This window comes from Streptomyces cylindrosporus, assembly GCF_022698165.1.
Classification (GTDB): domain Bacteria; phylum Actinomycetota; class Actinomycetes; order Streptomycetales; family Streptomycetaceae; genus Streptomyces; species Streptomyces cylindrosporus.
In genome coordinates, this window is the sequence record NZ_JALDAY010000021.1 from 121,247 (window position 1) to 138,266 (window position 17,020).

General features: G+C 71.2%; 20 protein-coding genes. 6 read left to right on the forward strand and 14 right to left on the reverse strand.

The window, feature by feature from the left end:
- Window positions 1-7 precede the first annotated feature (7 nt).
- Complete coding sequence (locus tag MQP27_RS47920) at window positions 8-427, reverse strand: DUF7144 family membrane protein (RefSeq protein WP_242777849.1); 420 nt, start codon at window positions 425-427, stop codon at window positions 8-10.
- Window positions 428-618: 191 nt separating this feature from the next.
- Between MQP27_RS47920 and MQP27_RS47925 the strand changes: the two genes are divergently transcribed.
- Window positions 619-2,025 carry an MFS transporter gene (locus tag MQP27_RS47925; protein WP_242777852.1) on the forward strand — a complete coding sequence of 469 codons (1,407 nt, stop codon included), beginning with the start codon at window positions 619-621 and terminating at the stop codon, window positions 2,023-2,025.
- A gap of 5 nt (window positions 2,026-2,030) precedes the next feature.
- Here MQP27_RS47925 and MQP27_RS47930 read toward each other — a convergent pair whose 3' ends face one another.
- Both MQP27_RS47930 and MQP27_RS47935 read right to left on the reverse strand, forming a co-directional pair.
- Complete coding sequence (locus MQP27_RS47930) at window positions 2,031-2,429, reverse strand: RDD family protein (protein WP_308290097.1); 399 nt, start codon at window positions 2,427-2,429, stop codon at window positions 2,031-2,033.
- 287 nt (window positions 2,430-2,716) lie between these two features.
- Complete coding sequence (locus MQP27_RS47935) at window positions 2,717-3,571, reverse strand: hypothetical protein (RefSeq protein ID WP_242777858.1); 855 nt, start codon at window positions 3,569-3,571, stop codon at window positions 2,717-2,719.
- A 106-nt stretch (window positions 3,572-3,677) separates the two neighbouring features.
- Here MQP27_RS47935 and MQP27_RS47940 point away from each other — a divergent pair, with 106 nt between their 5' ends.
- Window positions 3,678-4,475 carry an acyltransferase gene (locus MQP27_RS47940; protein WP_242777861.1) on the forward strand — a complete coding sequence of 266 codons (798 nt, stop codon included), beginning with the start codon at window positions 3,678-3,680 and terminating at the stop codon, window positions 4,473-4,475.
- A 27-nt stretch (window positions 4,476-4,502) separates the two neighbouring features.
- On the opposite strand, the gene MQP27_RS47945 is transcribed toward MQP27_RS47940, so the two are convergent.
- Window positions 4,503-5,360, reverse strand: coding sequence for an EamA family transporter (locus MQP27_RS47945; RefSeq protein WP_242777864.1), 858 nt, complete (start codon window positions 5,358-5,360; stop codon window positions 4,503-4,505).
- A gap of 119 nt (window positions 5,361-5,479) precedes the next feature.
- Between MQP27_RS47945 and MQP27_RS47950 the strand changes: the two genes are divergently transcribed.
- Window positions 5,480-6,052, forward strand: coding sequence for a helix-turn-helix domain-containing protein (locus tag MQP27_RS47950; RefSeq protein WP_242777868.1), 573 nt, complete (start codon window positions 5,480-5,482; stop codon window positions 6,050-6,052).
- Window positions 6,053-6,075: 23 nt separating this feature from the next.
- Window positions 6,076-6,633, forward strand: coding sequence for a YbaK/EbsC family protein (locus tag MQP27_RS47955; RefSeq protein WP_242777871.1), 558 nt, complete (start codon window positions 6,076-6,078; stop codon window positions 6,631-6,633).
- 4 nt (window positions 6,634-6,637) lie between these two features.
- On the opposite strand, the gene MQP27_RS47960 is transcribed toward MQP27_RS47955, so the two are convergent.
- The 7 genes from MQP27_RS47960 to MQP27_RS47990 all read right to left on the reverse strand — a co-directional run bounded on the left by MQP27_RS47960 (window position 6,638) and on the right by MQP27_RS47990 (window position 14,114).
- On the reverse strand, window positions 6,638-7,858 hold the full coding sequence (locus MQP27_RS47960; protein ID WP_242777874.1) for a 4-hydroxybenzoate 3-monooxygenase: 1,221 nt from the start codon (window positions 7,856-7,858) through the stop codon (window positions 6,638-6,640).
- A gap of 93 nt (window positions 7,859-7,951) precedes the next feature.
- Window positions 7,952-9,589, reverse strand: a complete 1,638-nt coding sequence (locus tag MQP27_RS47965) for an APC family permease (protein WP_242777877.1) — start codon at window positions 9,587-9,589, stop codon at window positions 7,952-7,954.
- Window positions 9,590-9,752: 163 nt separating this feature from the next.
- Window positions 9,753-10,100 carry a CoA-binding protein gene (locus MQP27_RS47970; RefSeq protein ID WP_242777908.1) on the reverse strand — a complete coding sequence of 116 codons (348 nt, stop codon included), beginning with the start codon at window positions 10,098-10,100 and terminating at the stop codon, window positions 9,753-9,755.
- The gene (locus tag MQP27_RS47975; protein ID WP_242777880.1) at window positions 9,985-11,442 is read right to left on the reverse strand and encodes an MFS transporter; all 1,458 of its coding nucleotides are present in this window, start codon (window positions 11,440-11,442) and stop codon (window positions 9,985-9,987) included. Before MQP27_RS47975 ends, MQP27_RS47970 begins: the two co-directional genes overlap by 116 nt.
- The gene (locus MQP27_RS47980) at window positions 11,439-12,323 is read right to left on the reverse strand and encodes an alpha/beta hydrolase (protein WP_242777883.1); all 885 of its coding nucleotides are present in this window, start codon (window positions 12,321-12,323) and stop codon (window positions 11,439-11,441) included. The genes MQP27_RS47975 and MQP27_RS47980 overlap by 4 nt, the downstream gene beginning before the upstream one ends.
- 26 nt (window positions 12,324-12,349) lie before the next feature.
- Entirely contained in the window at window positions 12,350-12,490 is a 141-nt protein-coding gene (locus MQP27_RS47985; RefSeq protein WP_242777886.1) for a hypothetical protein, read from the reverse strand.
- 127 nt (window positions 12,491-12,617) lie between these two features.
- A complete protein-coding gene (locus MQP27_RS47990) occupies window positions 12,618-14,114 on the reverse strand; it encodes an MFS transporter (RefSeq protein WP_242777888.1) in 1,497 nt (498 codons plus the stop codon).
- 196 nt (window positions 14,115-14,310) lie between these two features.
- Here MQP27_RS47990 and MQP27_RS47995 point away from each other — a divergent pair, with 196 nt between their 5' ends.
- Together MQP27_RS47995 and soxR are read left to right on the forward strand one after the other, a co-directional pair.
- Entirely contained in the window at window positions 14,311-14,742 is a 432-nt protein-coding gene (locus tag MQP27_RS47995; protein ID WP_242777891.1) for a MarR family winged helix-turn-helix transcriptional regulator, read from the forward strand.
- Window positions 14,739-15,233: a redox-sensitive transcriptional activator SoxR gene (gene soxR, locus MQP27_RS48000; RefSeq protein WP_242777893.1), complete on the forward strand. Its 495-nt coding sequence runs from the start codon at window positions 14,739-14,741 to the stop codon at window positions 15,231-15,233. The genes MQP27_RS47995 and soxR overlap by 4 nt, the downstream gene beginning before the upstream one ends.
- On the opposite strand, the gene MQP27_RS48005 is transcribed toward soxR, so the two are convergent.
- The 3 genes from MQP27_RS48005 to MQP27_RS48015 all read right to left on the reverse strand — a co-directional run.
- Window positions 15,221-15,805, reverse strand: coding sequence for an NADPH-dependent FMN reductase (locus tag MQP27_RS48005; protein WP_242777896.1), 585 nt, complete (start codon window positions 15,803-15,805; stop codon window positions 15,221-15,223). The genes soxR and MQP27_RS48005 overlap by 13 nt on opposite strands.
- An 81-nt stretch (window positions 15,806-15,886) precedes the next feature.
- Window positions 15,887-16,117, reverse strand: a complete 231-nt coding sequence (locus MQP27_RS48010) for an acyl-CoA carboxylase subunit epsilon (protein ID WP_242777899.1) — start codon at window positions 16,115-16,117, stop codon at window positions 15,887-15,889.
- A gap of 11 nt (window positions 16,118-16,128) precedes the next feature.
- A partial coding sequence (locus MQP27_RS48015) for an acyl-CoA carboxylase subunit beta (protein ID WP_278197374.1) occupies window positions 16,129-17,020 on the reverse strand: 892 nt, incomplete at its 5' end.

Below are 17,020 nucleotides of genomic sequence, written 5' to 3' on the forward strand. Positions count from 1 at the left end.
CCGCTTCTCAGTACTCCGAGTCCTTCTGCACGATGCACAGGCCCCAGATGATGAACCCGTTCATCGCGATCAGGATGAGTGACCACAACGGGTAGTAGGGCAGGGACAGGAAGTTGGCGATGGTCAGCAGGCCCGCGATGAGGACGCCCATCACCCGTGCCCAGGTCGCCGTCATCGCCAGACCGATGCCGACGCCCACCGCGACCGCGCCGAGGGCCAGGTGGATCCAGCCCCAGCTGGTCAGGTCGAACTTGAACACGTAGTTGCGGGTGTTGACGAACACCTCGTCGTTCGCGATCGCCATGATGCCGCGGAAGACGTCCAGAATGCCGGTCATGATCAGCATCACACAGGCGAAGGCCGTCAGACCGCCGGCCGCCGCCAGAGCGCCTGGCGAGTGCTGGTGCTTAGTAGTCGTGGTGGCCATGGCTGGGCCTCCGTCTTCGGGATGGCCGCCGGTCGCGGCCCTTCGCCGATGATTCCTACTCCGCTTCACCGGGCGGTGGCGTCACCTCGCAGGGGTGAAGACGGATGATCATCGGGGCCGGACGATGGGCGGGATCGGGCGCTCGGGAGCCCGCGCTCCCGCGCGTGCAGCCGCCGATGCCGGGAGCCGCCATGGCCGTACCGCCCGTACCCACGTCAGCGGGCCGCCCCGCGCCCTCCCGCGGCGCCGCGCGAAGGATCCTGGCCCCGCTCGCCCTGGCCCAGTTCATCTGCAGTTTCGCCGGCTCCAACATGAACGTGATGATCAGCGACATCGGCGAGGACCTGGACACCACCGTCCAGGGCGTGCAGATCGCGATCACCTCGTTCCTGCTCGTGATGGCGGCCCTGATGATCCCCGGCGGCAAGCTCACCGACCGCTACGGCCGCAAGCGCTGCCTGGTCTGCGGCCTCCTCGTGTACGGCGTCGGCGCCCTGCTCTGCGCGGTCGCCCCCGGCCTCGGCGTGCTCGTCCTCGGCTACTCGATCCTCCAGGGCGTCGGTACGGCGCTGCTCATCCCGCCCGTGTACGTCCTCACCACGCTGCTCTTCACCGACGTCACCTCCCGCGCCCGTGCCTTCGGCGCCGTGATGGCGTTCGGCGGCTTCGGCGCCGCCGCGGGGCCCCTGATCGGCGGGCTGATCACCTCGGCGCTCAGCTGGCGGGCGGCGTTCGTGTTCCAGGCGCTGGTGGTCGCGCTGATCATCGTGCTGAGCCGGCGGGTCGAGGACCCGCTGCCGCCGGATCCCGGGCGGGACTTCGACACCGGCGGGGCGGTCCTGTCGGCCTTCGGGCTGATCTTCCTGGTCATGGGCATCCTGGCCACCGACGACAACGGCTGGCTGGCGGCGGTCCTGCTGCTGGCCGGGGTGCTGGTGCTGGCCTGGTTCTTCCGCTGGTCGCGGATCAAGGAGCGCACCGGCCGTGAACCCCTCCTGTCGACGAGCCTGTTCCACAACCGCACCTCCAACCTCGGCCTGGTCACCCAGCACCTCCAGTGGCTGCTGCTGATGGGCGTCTCCTTCGTGGTCGCCGCCTACCTCCAGGTGGTGCGGGACTACGACGCCATACGCACCGGGGTCGTCTTCACCGCGGCCACCCTCGGACTGCTCGCCTCCTCGCTCGGCGCGGAGCGCCTCGCGAAGCGGCGGGAGCAGCGGACCCTGGTGATGGCCGGGTTCGCGGTGTCGGTGTGCGGCATCGCGATCCTGATCCCGATGGCGCACGGCACGCCGAGCGCCTGGGCCTTCGTGCCCGGGCTGCTGCTGATCGGTCTCGGGCTGGGCGTGATGCTGACCCCGTCGGTGAACATCGTGCAGTCCAGCTTCGGGGAGGACCGTCAGGGCGAGATCTCCGGCCTGTCCCGGAGCGTGTCCAACCTCGGCTCGTCGGTCGGTACGGCGGTCGCCGGCACGATCCTGGTCGCGGACCCGGCGTTCGGGGCGTACGCGGCGGCGATGATCGTGCTGGGCGTCATCGGGCTGGGCGGGCTGGGCACGGCGGCGCTGCTGCCGCGGGGGAAGGGGCGGATCGGCTGAACGCCTCAGAACCGGTGGTAGTGGACGGAACTGGCCACGAGCACGTCCTGGACCGACGCGTGCCGCCGGCTGAACGGGATCCAGCACAGGCCCAGCGGGAAGGCGACGCACAGCACGGCCCGCAGCAGCGCCCGGGGCACGCCGAGCAGTCGTCCGGCGCGGTCGGTGACCCGCAGGCCCAGCAGCCAGTCGCCGACGGTACCGCCGGTCGAGGCCCAGCTCACGGCCAGATACAGCACGGCGAGGCCCCACCCGAGCACGCCGGTCAGCCACGCCGACAACTCCGGCATCCGGAACGGCGGCCCGGTCACGAGCAGCCGCAACCCCCCGAACGCGAGCTGAGCGCCCAGCCCGCCAAGGGCCACGACGACGGCATCCACGAGCCCCGCAAGACACCGGGACACGACGCCGGCGACATCACTGGCTGATTTGGGGGTGGCTTGGGGCTGCGGGGTGTGGCTGGGTGCGGCGGCGGGGGAGGGGGCGGGGGGTCGGACGGGTTGGGGGTTGGGATTGTGTTGGGGGCCGCGGTGGGGTTGAGGGCTGGAGCCGGGCTCGGGGTCGCGGTGGGGTTCAGGGACGGGCCTGGATTGAAGGTCGGGCGGAGGGGCGGACGCGGATTCGCGGTCGGGCCGAGGAGCGGAGTCGGGTTCGGGGTCGCGGTTGGGTTCCGCCGTCCGGTCGGCCGGTATCACGGCGTAGGCCCTTGGCCGTTGGTCCGCGCTGCCGTTCCGTCTCCGTCAGCCTGTGCCGACGTGCCGTGCCCGTCGGTCTGCGTTGCCGTGCCGTACCCGTCGGCCCCCGCTCCTGTTCCGTGCCCTTCGGCCCGCGCTGCCGTCCCGTTTCCGTCGATCCGCGCCGTCAACCCGCGGTCCCCACCCCCCACCGTCGGCCCCCTCTCCTCCCCATGCCCCGCCGGCAACCCCGGTCTGTGCAGCAGTCGGTCGGCGACGCGGTTCACCATTCGGTCGGCCCGCATGCTGCGCGACCGCAGGGCGTCGACCGTCTCCTCGGCCATCCCGCCACTCGTCTCCCGCACGATCCGCCCCAGGTCGATCTCCTCCAGAACGGCCCTGGTGAGCACCACGAGGTCGACCCGCTCGATCACAGCGTCCACGTCCAGACGAGCGGCGATCCGGTCGACGTCGATACGCGCCACGATCCGATCCAGGTCGACACGGTCCACGACGGCGTCGACATCGACACGCCCCGCCACCCGGTCCACATCCAGCCGCCCCGCCACCCGGTCCACATCCACCCGTGCCGCCACCCGGTCCACATCCAGCCGCCCCGCCACCCGGTCCACATCCACCCGTGCCGCGATCCGGTCCACGTCCACCCGGTCCGCGATCCGGTCCACGTCCACCCGGTCCGCGATCCGGTTCACGTCGATCCGCGCGGCCAGGTCGTCCAGTTCGAGGCGGTCCACCACGGCCGCCGTCAGTGCCCGGATCACCTGGTCGGTGACGGAGGCCGCGCCGCCCAGCACACGACGCGCCACACGTTCCGCCAGGCCGAGCGGGTTCACGGTGTCGTACCAGGTCATCCCGCCACCGCAGCACGGCCCCCGCACCGTCGCCTCATCCGCCGCGGGTGAACCGCCGTACCACCCCGTGTGCTCCGTGGGGCGAAGATCACAGCCCCGCGACCCCATGGGTGCACCTCACGCTGAGTACGGTGAGCGGGTGCCGAAGCGCAAGAACACGTTCTCGTCCTGGCCGCGCCGCCTCGCGCAGCGCGCGGTCCACGCGGCCTGGGCCTGGGTGCAGCGCACCGGCTCGGTCACCGCGGAGCACCCCGGCCGCTTCCGCTTCGGCGCGCTGGGTCCGCACACCCGCCTCGCCTTCCCCCTCGGCACGGTCTTCGGCGAACCCTGGATCCACATCGGCTCCCACTGCATCGTCGGCGAACAGGTCACCCTCACCGCCGGCCTGATGCCCGACCTCGACCTCGGCCCCGACCCGATCCTCCGCATCGGCGACGGCGTGGTCCTGGGCCGCGGCAGCCATGTCATCGCCGACACGACGGTCACCATCGGCAGCGACTGCTACTTCGGCCCCTACGTCTACGTCACGTCCACGAACCACTCGTACGACGATCCCCACGAGCCCATCGGCAAGCAGTGGCCGCGCATGGAACCCGTGGAGATCGGCCCGGGCTGCTGGATCGGCACCGGCGCGGTCATCCTGCCGGGTGCCAGGATCGGGCGGAACGTCGTGGTGGCCGCGGGCGCGGTGGTGCGAGGGGTGGTCCCGGACCACGCCGTGGTGGCGGGCGCGCCCGCCCGCGTCGTACGGCGCTGGACTCCCGCCGAGGGCTGGCAGCCGCCGCTGCGCACACCCGCCCCCGTGCCCCTGCCCGACGACATCACGCCCGAACAGCTGCGCGCGCTCGCGGAGTTGGACGAGGAGACGGCGGCCCGGCTGGCGGAGCTGGACGCCGAGGCCTGAAGGCCGCCCGACGGCCCTTCGACGCCCCTAGCCCGTCGCCAGCAGCAGCGTCCCCACGAGCGCCAGCCCCGCGCCCGCCGCCTGTATCGCCCGCAGCCGTTCGCTGAGGAAGCCGCGTGCCGCCAGGGCGGTCACCACCGGGTAGAGCGACGCCAGCACCGCGGCCACCGTGACCGGGCCGTGCTGGGCCGCGACCGAGTACGTGCCGTTCGCCGCCACGTCCGCGAGGCCGACGAAGGCGAGGGCCGGGAGGGAGGCCCAGGGGAACCCGGTGTCGGGGAGGGCGTCGGCGCCGCGCCGGACGGAGACGTACAGGGCGAGACCGCCCGCGGTGACGTTCGTCAGGCGTTGCACGAACAGCGCGAGGAAGAGGCCTGTCACGCTCGTGGACGCCTCCGCGATCAGCGCGAACACCGTGCCGAAGCCGAGCGCCGCGACCAGCGTGAGCAGGATCGTCCGCCGCTGCACGGGCGCTCCGCGCAGGTGAGGTCCGCCCGCGAGCACCACGCCGGTGACGGCGACCGCGATGCCCGCGGCCTGCATCAGCCCCGGCCGTTCGCCGAGGAACAGCCCGACGCCGACCGGCACGGCCACGCTCAGCGTGGCGAGCGGCGAGACCACGCCCATCGGGCCCAGGGCGAGCGCCTTGTAGAAGCAGATCATCGCGACGGGCCCGGCCAGGCCCGCGGCGACCGCGAACCACAGTCGCGGACCGGCCTCGCTCCAGCCTCCGGTGGCGACCACGACCGCCCCGAGCACGACCGTGGCGATCGCCTGGGAGACGACCACGACCGTCAGCGCGGGGGTGCGGCGGGTCAGCAGTCCGCCGCCGAAGTCGGCGAGGCCCCACAGCAGGCTGGTGGCCAGGGCGAAGAATGCCGTCACGAGTCGCCTCGCAGTACAGTTCGGTGAACGATGGGGTGCACAACACCGTAGTTCAGTGCATTGAACTCTGTCATCCATAATGTTGGACGGAACTGTTGGGCGGAACTGTTGGACGGAACGTGTCGGACCTCGACCTGCTGACCCAGTCCCTGGCGCGCAACGTCAAGCGCTGGCGCAATGAGCGCGGCTTCACCCTGGACGCGCTCGCCGCCCGCGCCGGCGTCAGCCGGGGCATGCTCATCCAGATCGAGCAGGCCCGCACCAACCCGAGCATCGGCACGGTCGTCAAGATCGGCGACGCGCTCGGGGTCAGCGTCACCACCCTGCTCGACTACGAACAGGGGCCGAAGGTGCGGATCGTCCCGGCCGACCAGGTGGTACGGCTGTGGCACACCGACGCCGGCAGTTACAGCAGGCTGCTCGCCGGCACCGAGGCGCCGGGCCCGCTGGAGATGTGGGACTGGCGGCTGATGCCGGGCGACAGCAGTGCCTCCGACCCGCACCCCGTCGGCACGGTGGAGATCGCGCACGTCATCGCGGGGGAGCTGACCCTCACGGTGGAGGGCGCCGAGTACCGCGTCCCGGCCGGCGCGAGCGTCACCTTCGAGGCCAACGCCCCGCACAGCTACGGCAATCAGGGCGACGTACCGATGGAACTCGTGCTCGCGGTGTCCGTCCCGCCCGTGCGCTGAGCCGTCCTGTTAGCGTGCGGAGCATGCGCGCACCCATCGGACACTTCGACACCGCCCTCCCCGCTCCCGACGCCCTCGACGAACTGACCGGCCCGGTCGCCGCCGCCGTACGCGACTGGCACGGCGGTGTCCCCGCCGAGCAGATCGTGTACGTGGACACCGACCCGGAGTGGGCCGACACCGCGGTCTTCGTCCAGCACTACGGCCAGGAGCTGCTGAAGCAGTCGGCGAACTGCGTCGTGGTGGCCGGGAAGCGGGGCGGCGAGACCACGCTGGCCGCGTGCGTGGTGCTCTCCACGACCCGGGTCGACGTCAACAACGTGGTCCGCCGCCAACTCGGCGCCCGCAAGGCCTCGTTCGCGTCCATGGACACGGCGACCGGCGAGACCGGCATGGAGTACGGCGGCATCACGCCGATCGGACTCCCGGACGGCTGGCCGGTGTTGGTGGACTCGCGCGTCGTGGACCTGCCGTACGTCCTGGTCGGCAGCGGGCGGCGGCGCGGCAAACTGCTGGTGCCCGGCAAGGCGTTCGCGCAGCTGCCGGGCGCGGTGGTGATCGAGGGGCTGGGCCTGGCCTGAGCTCTCAGCCGGCCGGGCTCTTGCCGAGGTACTGCTCGGCGAACGCGGCCGCCGCGGCCGGGGACCGGAAGAGACGGCGCAGCCGGGCCAGCGTGGTGCCCGCCCGGTAGGCGTCGCCCGAGGAGGTGCCGTGGTAGACCTCTGACAGCCACTGGGAGAACTCCTGGTAGTCCCAGACCCGGCCGAGACAGGCGTCCGAGTAGCCGGTCAGGCCGGACTGCTCGCCCTTGGTGAGGAAGGCGACCAGGCCGTCGCCGAGCAGGAAGGCGTCGTGCAGGGCGAGGTTCATGCCCTTCGCGGCGATCGGGGCGGTGAGGTGGGCGGCGTCGCCGGCCAGGAAGAGGCGGCCGAACGCCATGGGTTCGACCACGTAGTTGTGCATGTCGAGGACGCGCTTCTCGATCAGCCGGCCCTCGGTGAGCGGCGGGCGGTCGGCGGCGCCGAGGCGCTCCTGCAGTTCCGCCCAGACCCTGTCGTGCGACCAGTTCTCCGGGTCGTCGCCGGGCGGGCACTCCAGGTAGTAGCGGGTGACCTCGGGGCTGCGGGCCATGTGCCCGGCGAAGCCGTTCGGATGGATGCCGAACACCACGCAGTCGCTGGACGGCGGTGCCTCGGCGAGCAGCGCCAGCCAGCCGACGCCGTAGTCGTGCCGGGCCGTTCGGGCGTGCTGCGGCAGCACGGTCCGCGTCACCCCGCGCGCCCCGTCGCAGCCGGCCACGAACTCGCAGTGCACCAGCTGCCGTTGACCACTCTCGGCATCGACGTACGACACCGCGGGACGGTCCGAGTCGAGCCCGTGCAGCTGGACGTCCCGCACCCCGAAGCGAATGGCCCCGCCGCGCACGTCCGCGTACTCGCGCACCAGGTCCGTCACCAGCAACGGCTGTGGATACACGAAGTGGTGATGTCCCGTCAGCTCAAGGTACGAGAACCGGTGGCGCGCCTTCTCGAACCGGAACTCGCACTCGGTGTGCCGCTGCGCCCGCTCCAACAGGGTGTCGGCCAGCCCCCGTTGTTCGAGGCCGCGCACGGCCCACTCCTCCAGCACACCGGCCCGCGGCCGCTGCTCGATGAACTCGCGGGTCTCGACCTCCAGCACCAGGCAGTCGACCGAGGCGGCCCGCAGGATGTTCCCGATGGTGAGACCGGCGGGCCCCGCGCCCACGATCACGACCGGAAAGCGCTGCTCGGACGGCGAGTTGGGGTGGGGGGAGGAGTCAGTCACCCGAGCATTATGACGGTGGCCCGTCAGCCACGGCAGGGGAGCCGCGGCCGACGGGCCGGAAAGCGGTGAGCGGGACAGGACAGGGGCGAGGGGTCAGTGCGCGGGCGCGTCCGTGACCACGACCTCCTCGATGCTCCGCTCGATCTCCGCGGTGTTCGAGGCCGTCGCCCGGGCCCAGTAGTAGATCACCAGCGAGAAGACGGCGATGATGAGGATGTCCCACCACAGGCCGATGTTGCCGGTGCCGCCGAAGCCGCCCTCGGCGGAGATCACGCCCATGCCGAGCAGATAGACCGGCAGCCACTGGGCGGCCTTGAAGTCCATCCGGGGCGCGTCGGGCTGGTTCGTCGCGTTGGCCCACCAGGCGTAGCCGCCGAGCAGGACGTACCCGAGGACGATCGCCAGACCGAGCCGCCACAGGGTGTCCCAGCCGGCCCAGTAGATGATCAGGTTGGCCACGACGAACGACAGCGGGGCGATCACCTTGCCGCCGGGCAGCCGGTACGGGCGCTCGTGGTTCGGCAGCTTGTCGGCGAAGACGCCGTACGCCAGCGGCGCGCCCGCGTACATCAGGACGCTCGCCGAGGTGATGAAGCCGACCAGCTTGTGCCAGCTCGGGAACGGCAGGAAGCAGATGACGCCGGTCACGAAGGACATGACGAGACCGAACCACGGCACACCGCGCGAGTCGGTCCTGGTGAAGAGCTTCGGCGCGTAGCCGTTCTTCGCCAGGCCGTAGGAGACGCGGGAGGTGGCGGTGGTGTAGATCAGGCCGGTGCCGCCGGGGGAGATGACCGCGTCGAGGTAGAGGACCACCGCCAGCCAGCCGAGGCCCACCACGGTCGCCAGGCCGGCCCACGGGCCGCTGTCACCGCTGTAGTGCAGGTTGGCCCAGCCCTTCACGAAGCTGCTGTGCGGCAGCCCGGCGATGAACACGACCTGGAGCAGGACGTAGATGACGGCGCCGATCGCGACCGAGCCGAGCGTGGCCCGCGGCAGGTCCCGCTTGGGGTCGCGGCTCTCGCCCGCCAGCTGGATGGCCTGCTCGAAGCCGAGCAGCGCGAAGATGATGCCGCTGGTGCTGATCGCGGCGAGCACGCCCTTGGCGCCGAACGGGGCGAAGCCCTCGGAGTGGAAGTTGGCCGGGTGGAAGTGGGTCGCGGCCATGATGAAGATCGCGCCCAGCGGGACGGCGATCTTCCACCAGGTCGCGGCGCTGTTGGTGTGCGCGAGCACCCGTACGCCGAAGAAGTTCACGCCGACGAACAGCGCCATGAGCAGGACCGCCACCACCAGACCGCTCGCGGTCAGGGTCTTGTCGGAGTGCTGCAGGCCCTGCGCCCACGACCAGTGACCGGCGTAACCGATCATGGCCTCGACCTCGATCGGGGCCACGGTCGCGGCCTGGAGCCAGGAGAACCAGCCGAAGGACATGCCGGCCAGTCCGCCGAACGCGTAGTGCGGGTACCGGGCCGTGCCGCCCGCCACCGGGAACATGCCGCCCAGCTCGGCGTGGACCAGGGCCAGCAGCACGATCGCGACCGCGCCGATCACCCACGAGATGATCGCCGCTGGGCCGGCCTGGATGACCGCGTCGTGGGCGCCGTACAGCCACCCGGAACCGATGATGGAGCCCACGGAGGCCCACATCAGACCGATCAGTCCGACGTCCCGCCTCAGGCCGCTCGGACCCCTGGCGTCCGCAACGGAGGTCTGCTCGACGCTCACCATATTTTCAGCGACCTCTCACAAAGTGAATAGTTGTTTTCAGTTCGTGCGACGTCGCAGATTAGGAAACAACAGAGGTCGAGCAGAAGACCCATGGTGAAGTTTTGACCAACGCCCGGGGGGTTCCTGGACAGGACCAAAGAGGCTGTTGGCGGGCCCTGTATGGCTATCCGAGGCGCGGTATCTCGATCGCGGGGCAGCGGTCCATCACCATGAGGAGACCCGCCGCGCGGGCGCGGTCGTAAGCCGCCTCGTCGATCACGTCGAGCTGGAACCAGACGGCCTTCGCGTCGATGGCGACGGCTTCGTCGGCGACCGGGCCGGCGAGCCCGCTGTTGACGAACACGTCGACGACGTCGACCTGGAAGGGAATCGCGTCCAGGGAGGGGTACCCCTGCTCACCGTGGACCGTCTCGGCCTTCGGGTGCACCGGCACGATCCGCTTGCCGAAGCGCTGGAGCACCTCGGCGACTCCGTATGCCGCGCGGCGCCGGTTCGACGACAGGCCGACGATCGCCCAGGTGTCGCCGAGCTCGGTGAGGATCTTGCGGATCGTTCCCTGGTCCCCGTACACGTCGGGCCTCCCTGTGATTCGTACGGCTGTCACGCACCGACAACAGCCGGCGCGGTGCGCAGATTCCTGGCCGTCGAGCGGCGGCGCACGCCCAGGCGGCCAGCACCGCGGCCAGACAGACCACTCCGGAAACGGACAGTGCGCCGCGCGCACCCAACCGGTCGGCCAGACGGCCCGTCAGCAGTGCGCCGAAGGGTGTCGTGCCCTGGAGCAGGAGGGTGTAGAGCGCCATGACGCGACCGCGATAGGCCGGATCGGAGCCGAGCTGAACATGGTGGTTGGCCGACTGCGCGAAGGCCAGCATGGCGGCACCGGTGAGGCTCAGGCAGATCAGCGCCGTGGTGAAGGTGGGCGCCATGCCGGAGAGCGAAAGCATCACGCCGAAGGCTGTCGCGCCGACCAGTACCGTTCGCTCGCCGGGCCGCCCCCTGCGCAAGGTGGTGGCCAGCGCGGCCAGCAGGGAGCCGACCGCCATGCCGGCGGTGAGCAGGCCGAAGGAACCGGCGTCGGTGTGGAAGACCGTGCGCGCCAGCAACGGCAGGGTCACCTGGAAGTTGAACCCGACCAGGGCGACGACCGCTGTCAGCACGAGCGGCAGGATCAGGTCCGTTCTCCCGGCCACGTACCGGAGTCCTGCCGCCACCCCGCCCTGTGCCCGTCGCTCGTCCGTCCGGCGCAGTTCCGCGGGACGTATGCGGTGCAGGCCCGCCACCGTGGCCAGGTAGCTCGCGGCGTTGAGCAGCATGACCGCGCCCACGCCCGCCGCGTCGATGAGCAGGCCCGCCGTCGCCGGTCCGAGAACGCGGGCCACGTTGAAGTACGCCGCGCTCAGGGCGGATGCGTTGGGCACCAGCTCGGGGTCGACCAGCTCGCCGATGAACGACATCCGGACCGGGATCTCGACGGCGTTGACGAGACCGACGCCGACGGCACAGGCGATCACATGACCCAGCGACACGCGGTCCGACAGCACGGCGAGCGCCAGGGCCAGCGCCAACAGCCCGGACACGGTGTTCGCCACGACGAGAAGGCGTCTGCGGTCCAGCCGGTCGGCCAGCCGGCCGCCCACCAGAGTGAGCAGCAGCACCGGGGCGAACTGGGCGGCTGTGACGGCGCCGAGCGCCGCCGCCGAGTCGTCCGTCATGCGCAGTACGAGCCAGTCCTGGGCGGTGACCATCATCCAGGTGCCGGTCACCGAGGCGAGCTGGCCCAGCGCGAACAGCCGGAAGTTGCGGACCCGCAGCGAGGCGGTCATGTGGTCCAGGAGCCGGGCGCCCGTCACGGCGTGTCCGCCAGGGCCCGGCATTCCTCCAGGAAGGCGAGGACCCGCAGATGGTAGACACGGGCCGTCCGGCCGAGGCTGATGTTGTGGCCGGCGCCGGCGAGCCGCTCGCTGCGGGACAGCGTTGATCCGAGGCGGTCCAGCATGGCGCGCACGGAGTGCGGGTCGCTGCGCCACCACTTCTCGTGCTCGGCGAAGGTGAACCGCACCGGCACGCGGACCTCCCCGGCCAGCGTCGCGTACGCCTGTGGCCAGTCGGAGATCTCTCGGGCCTCGCGGTGCGGTACGGGAGTAGTCAGCGCCTGGGCCAGCCGGAAGGTGCCGGGCGGGTAGAGAGCCAGTGGCCCCCAGTGCATCCGGTGGGACAGGCGGTGCCCCTGACCTGTCAACTCCCGTGCGGGGACGGCCCACCGGTCACCGATGCCCGAGACGTCGACGCCCAGCAGCCCGCCGTCCGTCCAGCCGGACGCCGTGTGCAGCGCGGCCTTCCCACCGAGGGAGTGCCCGACGAGAAGGACCCCGGCGCCGCGAGGGTGGCGCAGCCGGTACTGGCGTACGGCCGCCCGCAGGAGCCCGGCCTGCTCCGACAGCCCCATGCCCTCGGGCAGTTGGCCGGCGGACCGGCCGTAGCCGGGACGGTCGAGGGCGAGCGCCGTGTACCCGCAGGAGGCGGCGAGCGTCAGCAGCGAGGTGGCCGGGTCGGCCTGCCCGTGGAAGTACCCGGCCCGCATTCCCCCGCCGTGCAGGGCGACCAGCAGGGCGCGGGGCTCGGACTCCGGCTCGCAGACGAGTCCGGAGAGGGTGACGCCCTCGCCGTCCAGGGTGATCTCACGGACCGGCGGTGCGAGGACGGGGGAGGCGGAAGAGGGGGACAGGGCCATGACGACGGGCTCCCTTGGCTTTCGGCTCAGTCGAGGCCCCGGACGATGTGCGGTTCCAGGGCGAGTTCGTCCTCGACGTCCACGGGGACCGGGGGAGCCCCGGTGGCCGGTCCGACGGCGACCGCGCCGGCCGTCTTCGTGTCCGTGGTCTCCTGCTCGTTGTCCACGACATCTCCTGTCTTCGTCCGTACGTCGGTTCGGTGTCGGGCCGGGGCGCGACGAGAACGACCGCCGACGCGTCGGGCGCGTCGGCGGTCGCTGAGAGCGGGGCGGTACGGGTCGTAGGGCGGTGTCTCACATGTGCACGGCCGCGGCGCCCTCGGTTCCCTGCTCCGCCTGCTCCGGCCTGGGCAGATTGCCGCTGAACAGGACCACCAGACCGGCCAGCAGCAGGATGCCGACGGTCCACCACACGGCGGTGGCGTAGCCGTGCACCGCCGCCTGGTCCGCCAGACCGGCGCCGCCGCCGTGAGAGGCGAGCCAGGAGGCGGTGGTGCTGGCCGCGATGGTGTTGAGCAGGGCCGTACCGATCGAACCGCCCAGCTGCTGCGAGGCGTTGATCATCGCGGAGGCGACACCGGTCTCCTGGTCGTCGACTCCGTGGGTGGCCAGGCTCATCGACGGGGTGAAGGCGAGACCGAGACCGATGCCGAACAGCAGCTGGCCGGGCAGGACCAGCAGGGGGTAGGAGGAGTCCACGTCCAGCTGGGTCAGCAGGAGCATGCCGAGGGCCGCGACGAGGAAACCGGGCGCCATGATCCACCGCGGTGCCATCCTGGGCATCATGCGACTGGCGAACTGCCCCGCCCCGATGAGCATGCCGGCCACCATGGGCAGGAAGGCCACGCCCGACATCAGGGGGCTGTATCCCCGGATCTCCTGGAAGTAGTAGGTGAGGAACAGCAGCAGACCGAACATCGTGATCACGGCGAGCGCCTGGGAGGCGAACACGCCGGCCCGGTTCCGCTCGGTGACGATCCGCAGCGGCAGGAGCGGGCCGGCGGTGCGCTTCTCGACCACGACGAAGAGCGTCAGCAGGACGGCGCAGGCGACGAAGAGGGACAGGGTGGGCGTGGCCGTCCACCCCTCGGTGTCGGCGAGAGTGAAGCCGTAGACGAGGGCCACGACCCCCGCGACGGACAGCAGCGCGCCGGCGATGTCGAGCTTCTGCCGCTGCGGTGCGGTGTCCTCGTCGTGTACGACGGCGAGCGCGCCGGCCACCACGACCAGCGCGAAGGCGACGTTGACGAAGAGGGACCAGCGCCAGTTGAGGTACTCGGTGAGGACGCCGCCGAGGATCAGTCCCACGGCGGAGCCGCTGCCCGCGATCGCGCTGAACACACCGAAGGCCTTGGCGCGCTCGCCCGGTTCGGTGAAGGTGACCGCGAGCAGGGAGAGGCCGGCCGGAGCCAGCAGCGCTCCGAAAGCTCCCTGCAGGGCGCGGGCGGTCAGCAGCATGCCGGCGTCCATCGCGATACCGCCGAGGGCGGAGGCCAGGCCGAAGCCGATCACGCCGATGAGGAAGGCCCGCTTCCGGCCGATGGTGTCGCTGATCCGGCCCCCCAGCAGCAACAGCCCGCCGAAGGCGAGCATGTAGGCGGTGACGACCCACTGCCGGTTGCTGTCGGAGATGTCGAGGGCTCGTTGGGCGGAAGGCAGGGCGATGTTCACGATGGTGGAGTCCACCGAGACCATCAGCTGGGCGACGGCGATGTAGATCAGAGCCTGCCAGCGCCGCGGGTCCGGGACGACGGCACCGGCCGGAGGCGCGGCGGTTCGGGCTTCAGCCATGACGGTTCTCACTTCTGGGACGGCAGGAGCGCAGCAGTCGTAGACACGCCTGATGCATCGTCGACCGGCCCCAGCCGCGGGGGATTCGAAGGCAATGAGGCCGGCCGACGACTTATGTTGTGCCAACCAATGTTGGCTCGCATAACGATAGAGGCGGATCGTTGGTCGGTGCAACACTGTCCCGTAGACTTCTGCCATGACCGTGTACGGACGCCTGGCTGAACTCGACGTCTGGCTGCTGTCCGGCGCCGCCCTGCGAGCCCAGCGGCTGCTGTGCGACTACCTGGACACGACCGGCCTGCGGATGCAGCACTACCGCGTGATGGCAGGCCTGGCCGAGCTCGGTGAGTCCACCCAGGCCGAGCTCGGCCGGGCGCTCGGGCTGGACGCCGGGAACCTGGTCGTGCTCCTGGGTGACCTGGAGGAGCGCGGCGCCGTCAGCCGCAAGCCCGATCCCGGCAACCGCCGCCGCAACCTCGTGAAGCACACCGAACGGGGCCGGAAGCTCTACCAGGAGATGGACCGCGCGGTGGAGCAGGCCAACGAGGTCATGTTCGCGGCCTTCACTCCCGCCGAGCGCGAGCAGTTCCACAAAGTGCTCGTCCGCCTGGCGCAGGGCAGCGAGTGAACCCCCCGGCCGCGGACCCGGGCCACGGCGAACTGACGGTGGGGGAACTGGCGCGGCGTAGCGGCGTGCCCGCCTCGACGGTCCGCTTCTACGAGCGCGAGGGACTCATCCACAGCCGCCGCACCGGCGGCAACCAGCGCCGGTACGCCCGGGACACACTGCGGCGGATCGCCTTCGTACGGGCCTCCCAACGCCTCGGCATCCGGCTCGCCGACATCCGGGACGCGCTGAGCGTGCTGCCCCGGGGACGCACGCCCACGCGCGAGGACTGGGCCCTGGTCTCCGGCCGTTGGCACGGTGAACTGACCCTCCGCATCGAGCTGTTGCTGAAGCTGAGAGACAAGCTCACCGACTGCGTCGGCTGCGGCTGTCTCTCCCTCGAAGCCTGCGCCCTGGTCAACCCCTGCGACATCCTCGGTGACGACGGGCCGGGGGCCTGCGGGCTCGCGAGCCTGCTGCCGGAGGCCGCCGTCGGGCGTCAGGCGGTGTAGGGGCGCTTCTCGCGGGCCTCCCGCAACGAGACGCCCCACCAGACCAGTTGGTCGAGAAGGGTCTTGGCGGCCGAGGCCGCCGCCGTGGGCTCCTGCAGGACACCCGACCCGTCGAACTGCCCCCACACGTTGTGGAAGCTCACGCAGTCCCGCACGGTCACGGCGTGCAACTCGGCGAAGACCGGGCGCAGATGCTCCACCGAGCGCAGACCGCCGGCCAGACCCCCGTACGAGACGAAGCCGACCGGCTTGGCCTGCCACTCGGAGCGATGCCAGTCGATGAGGCTCTTGAGCGAGGCCGGGAAGCTGTGGTTGTACTCCGGCGTCACCACGACGAAGGCCTCCGCGGCGGCCAGGCGCGGTGACACACCGGCCAGTTGAGCCGCCACCTCGTCGGAGGGCGCGTGCGACAGCTCGTGCGGCAGCGTGTGGTCGGCGAGGTCGATCGGATCGACCTCCAGGTCCGCGCGCTGCTCGGTCTGCGCGACGAACCAGCGGGCGACCGTCGGGCCGAACCGGCCTTCCCGGACACTGCTGTTGATCACGGCGAGGCGCAGGGGTGTGGCGGACATACGTCTCCTCAAGTACCTGTACGGGCGGGGGGCGAGCGTGACGCTCTCGTGCCGAGTCTGAAAGTTGAACCAAGGTTGAAGTCAAGCCCGGCCCGAGGAGCCTGCCGAGCGCGGGCCGGCCGCCGCGCGCTCCCGGCTCCAGCCGCGGGCACCGCTGTGTCGCAGGGCGCGTTCCAGACGGTGCCAGTTGGGGGCGCGGTGGCGGGGTGTCCCGGCGGGCGCGGTCGCGGCGGACCGGGCGAGCAACACCGTGACCAGCGCGGCGAGTTCCTCGGGGGTCGCGTGGCCGCGGCGGACCTGGATGTCCGGCATGGAGGTCTCCTTCACAGGGGAGGGTTGCCGTGCTTCCGAGAGGGCAGTTCGGCGTGCTTGTCCCGCAGCATGGCGAGGGAGGCGATGAGGATCTGGCGGGTCCTGCGGGGGTCGATGACGTCGTCGACGAGTCCGCGCTCGGCGGCGTAGTACGGGTGCATGAGCTCCGCGCGGTACTCCGCGATCTTCTGCCGCCGCACCGCGTCCGGGTCGTCGGCGCCGTTGATCTCCCGGCGGAAGATGACGTTCGCGGCGCCCTCCGCACCCATCACCGCGATCTCGTTGCCGGGCCAGGCGAAGGCCAGGTCGGTCCCGATCGAACGCGAGTCCATCACGATGTAGGCGCCGCCGTACGCCTTGCGGATCACCACGGAGACGCGGGGCACGGTGGCGTTGCAGTAGGCGTAGAGCAGTTTGGCGCCGTGCCGGATGATGCCGTTGTGCTCCTGGTCGATGCCGGGCAGGAAGCCGGGCACGTCGATCAGCGTGACCAGCGGGATGTTGAAGGCGTCGCAGAACTGCACGAACCGCGCCGCCTTCTCGCTGGCCTCGATGTCCAGCACGCCCGCGATGGCGGCGGGCTGGTTGGCGACGACCCCGACGACCTCGCCGCCGAGCCGGGCCAGCGCGCACAGGGCGTTGCCCGCCCAGGCGGCGTGGACCTCGAAGAACTCGCCGTTGTCGACGATCTCCTCGACGACCGTGCGCATGTCGTAGACCCGGCCGGGATCGTCCGGGACCAGGTCGAGGAGCGCGTCGCCGAGCCGGTCGTGCGGGTCCTCGGACGGGGTGGAGGGCGGCAGTTCACGGTTGTTGGACGGCAGCAGCGACAGCAGGAAACGCACGTCCTCCAGACAGCTCCGCTCGTCGTCGTACGAGAAGTGAGCAACCCCCGAGACGCCC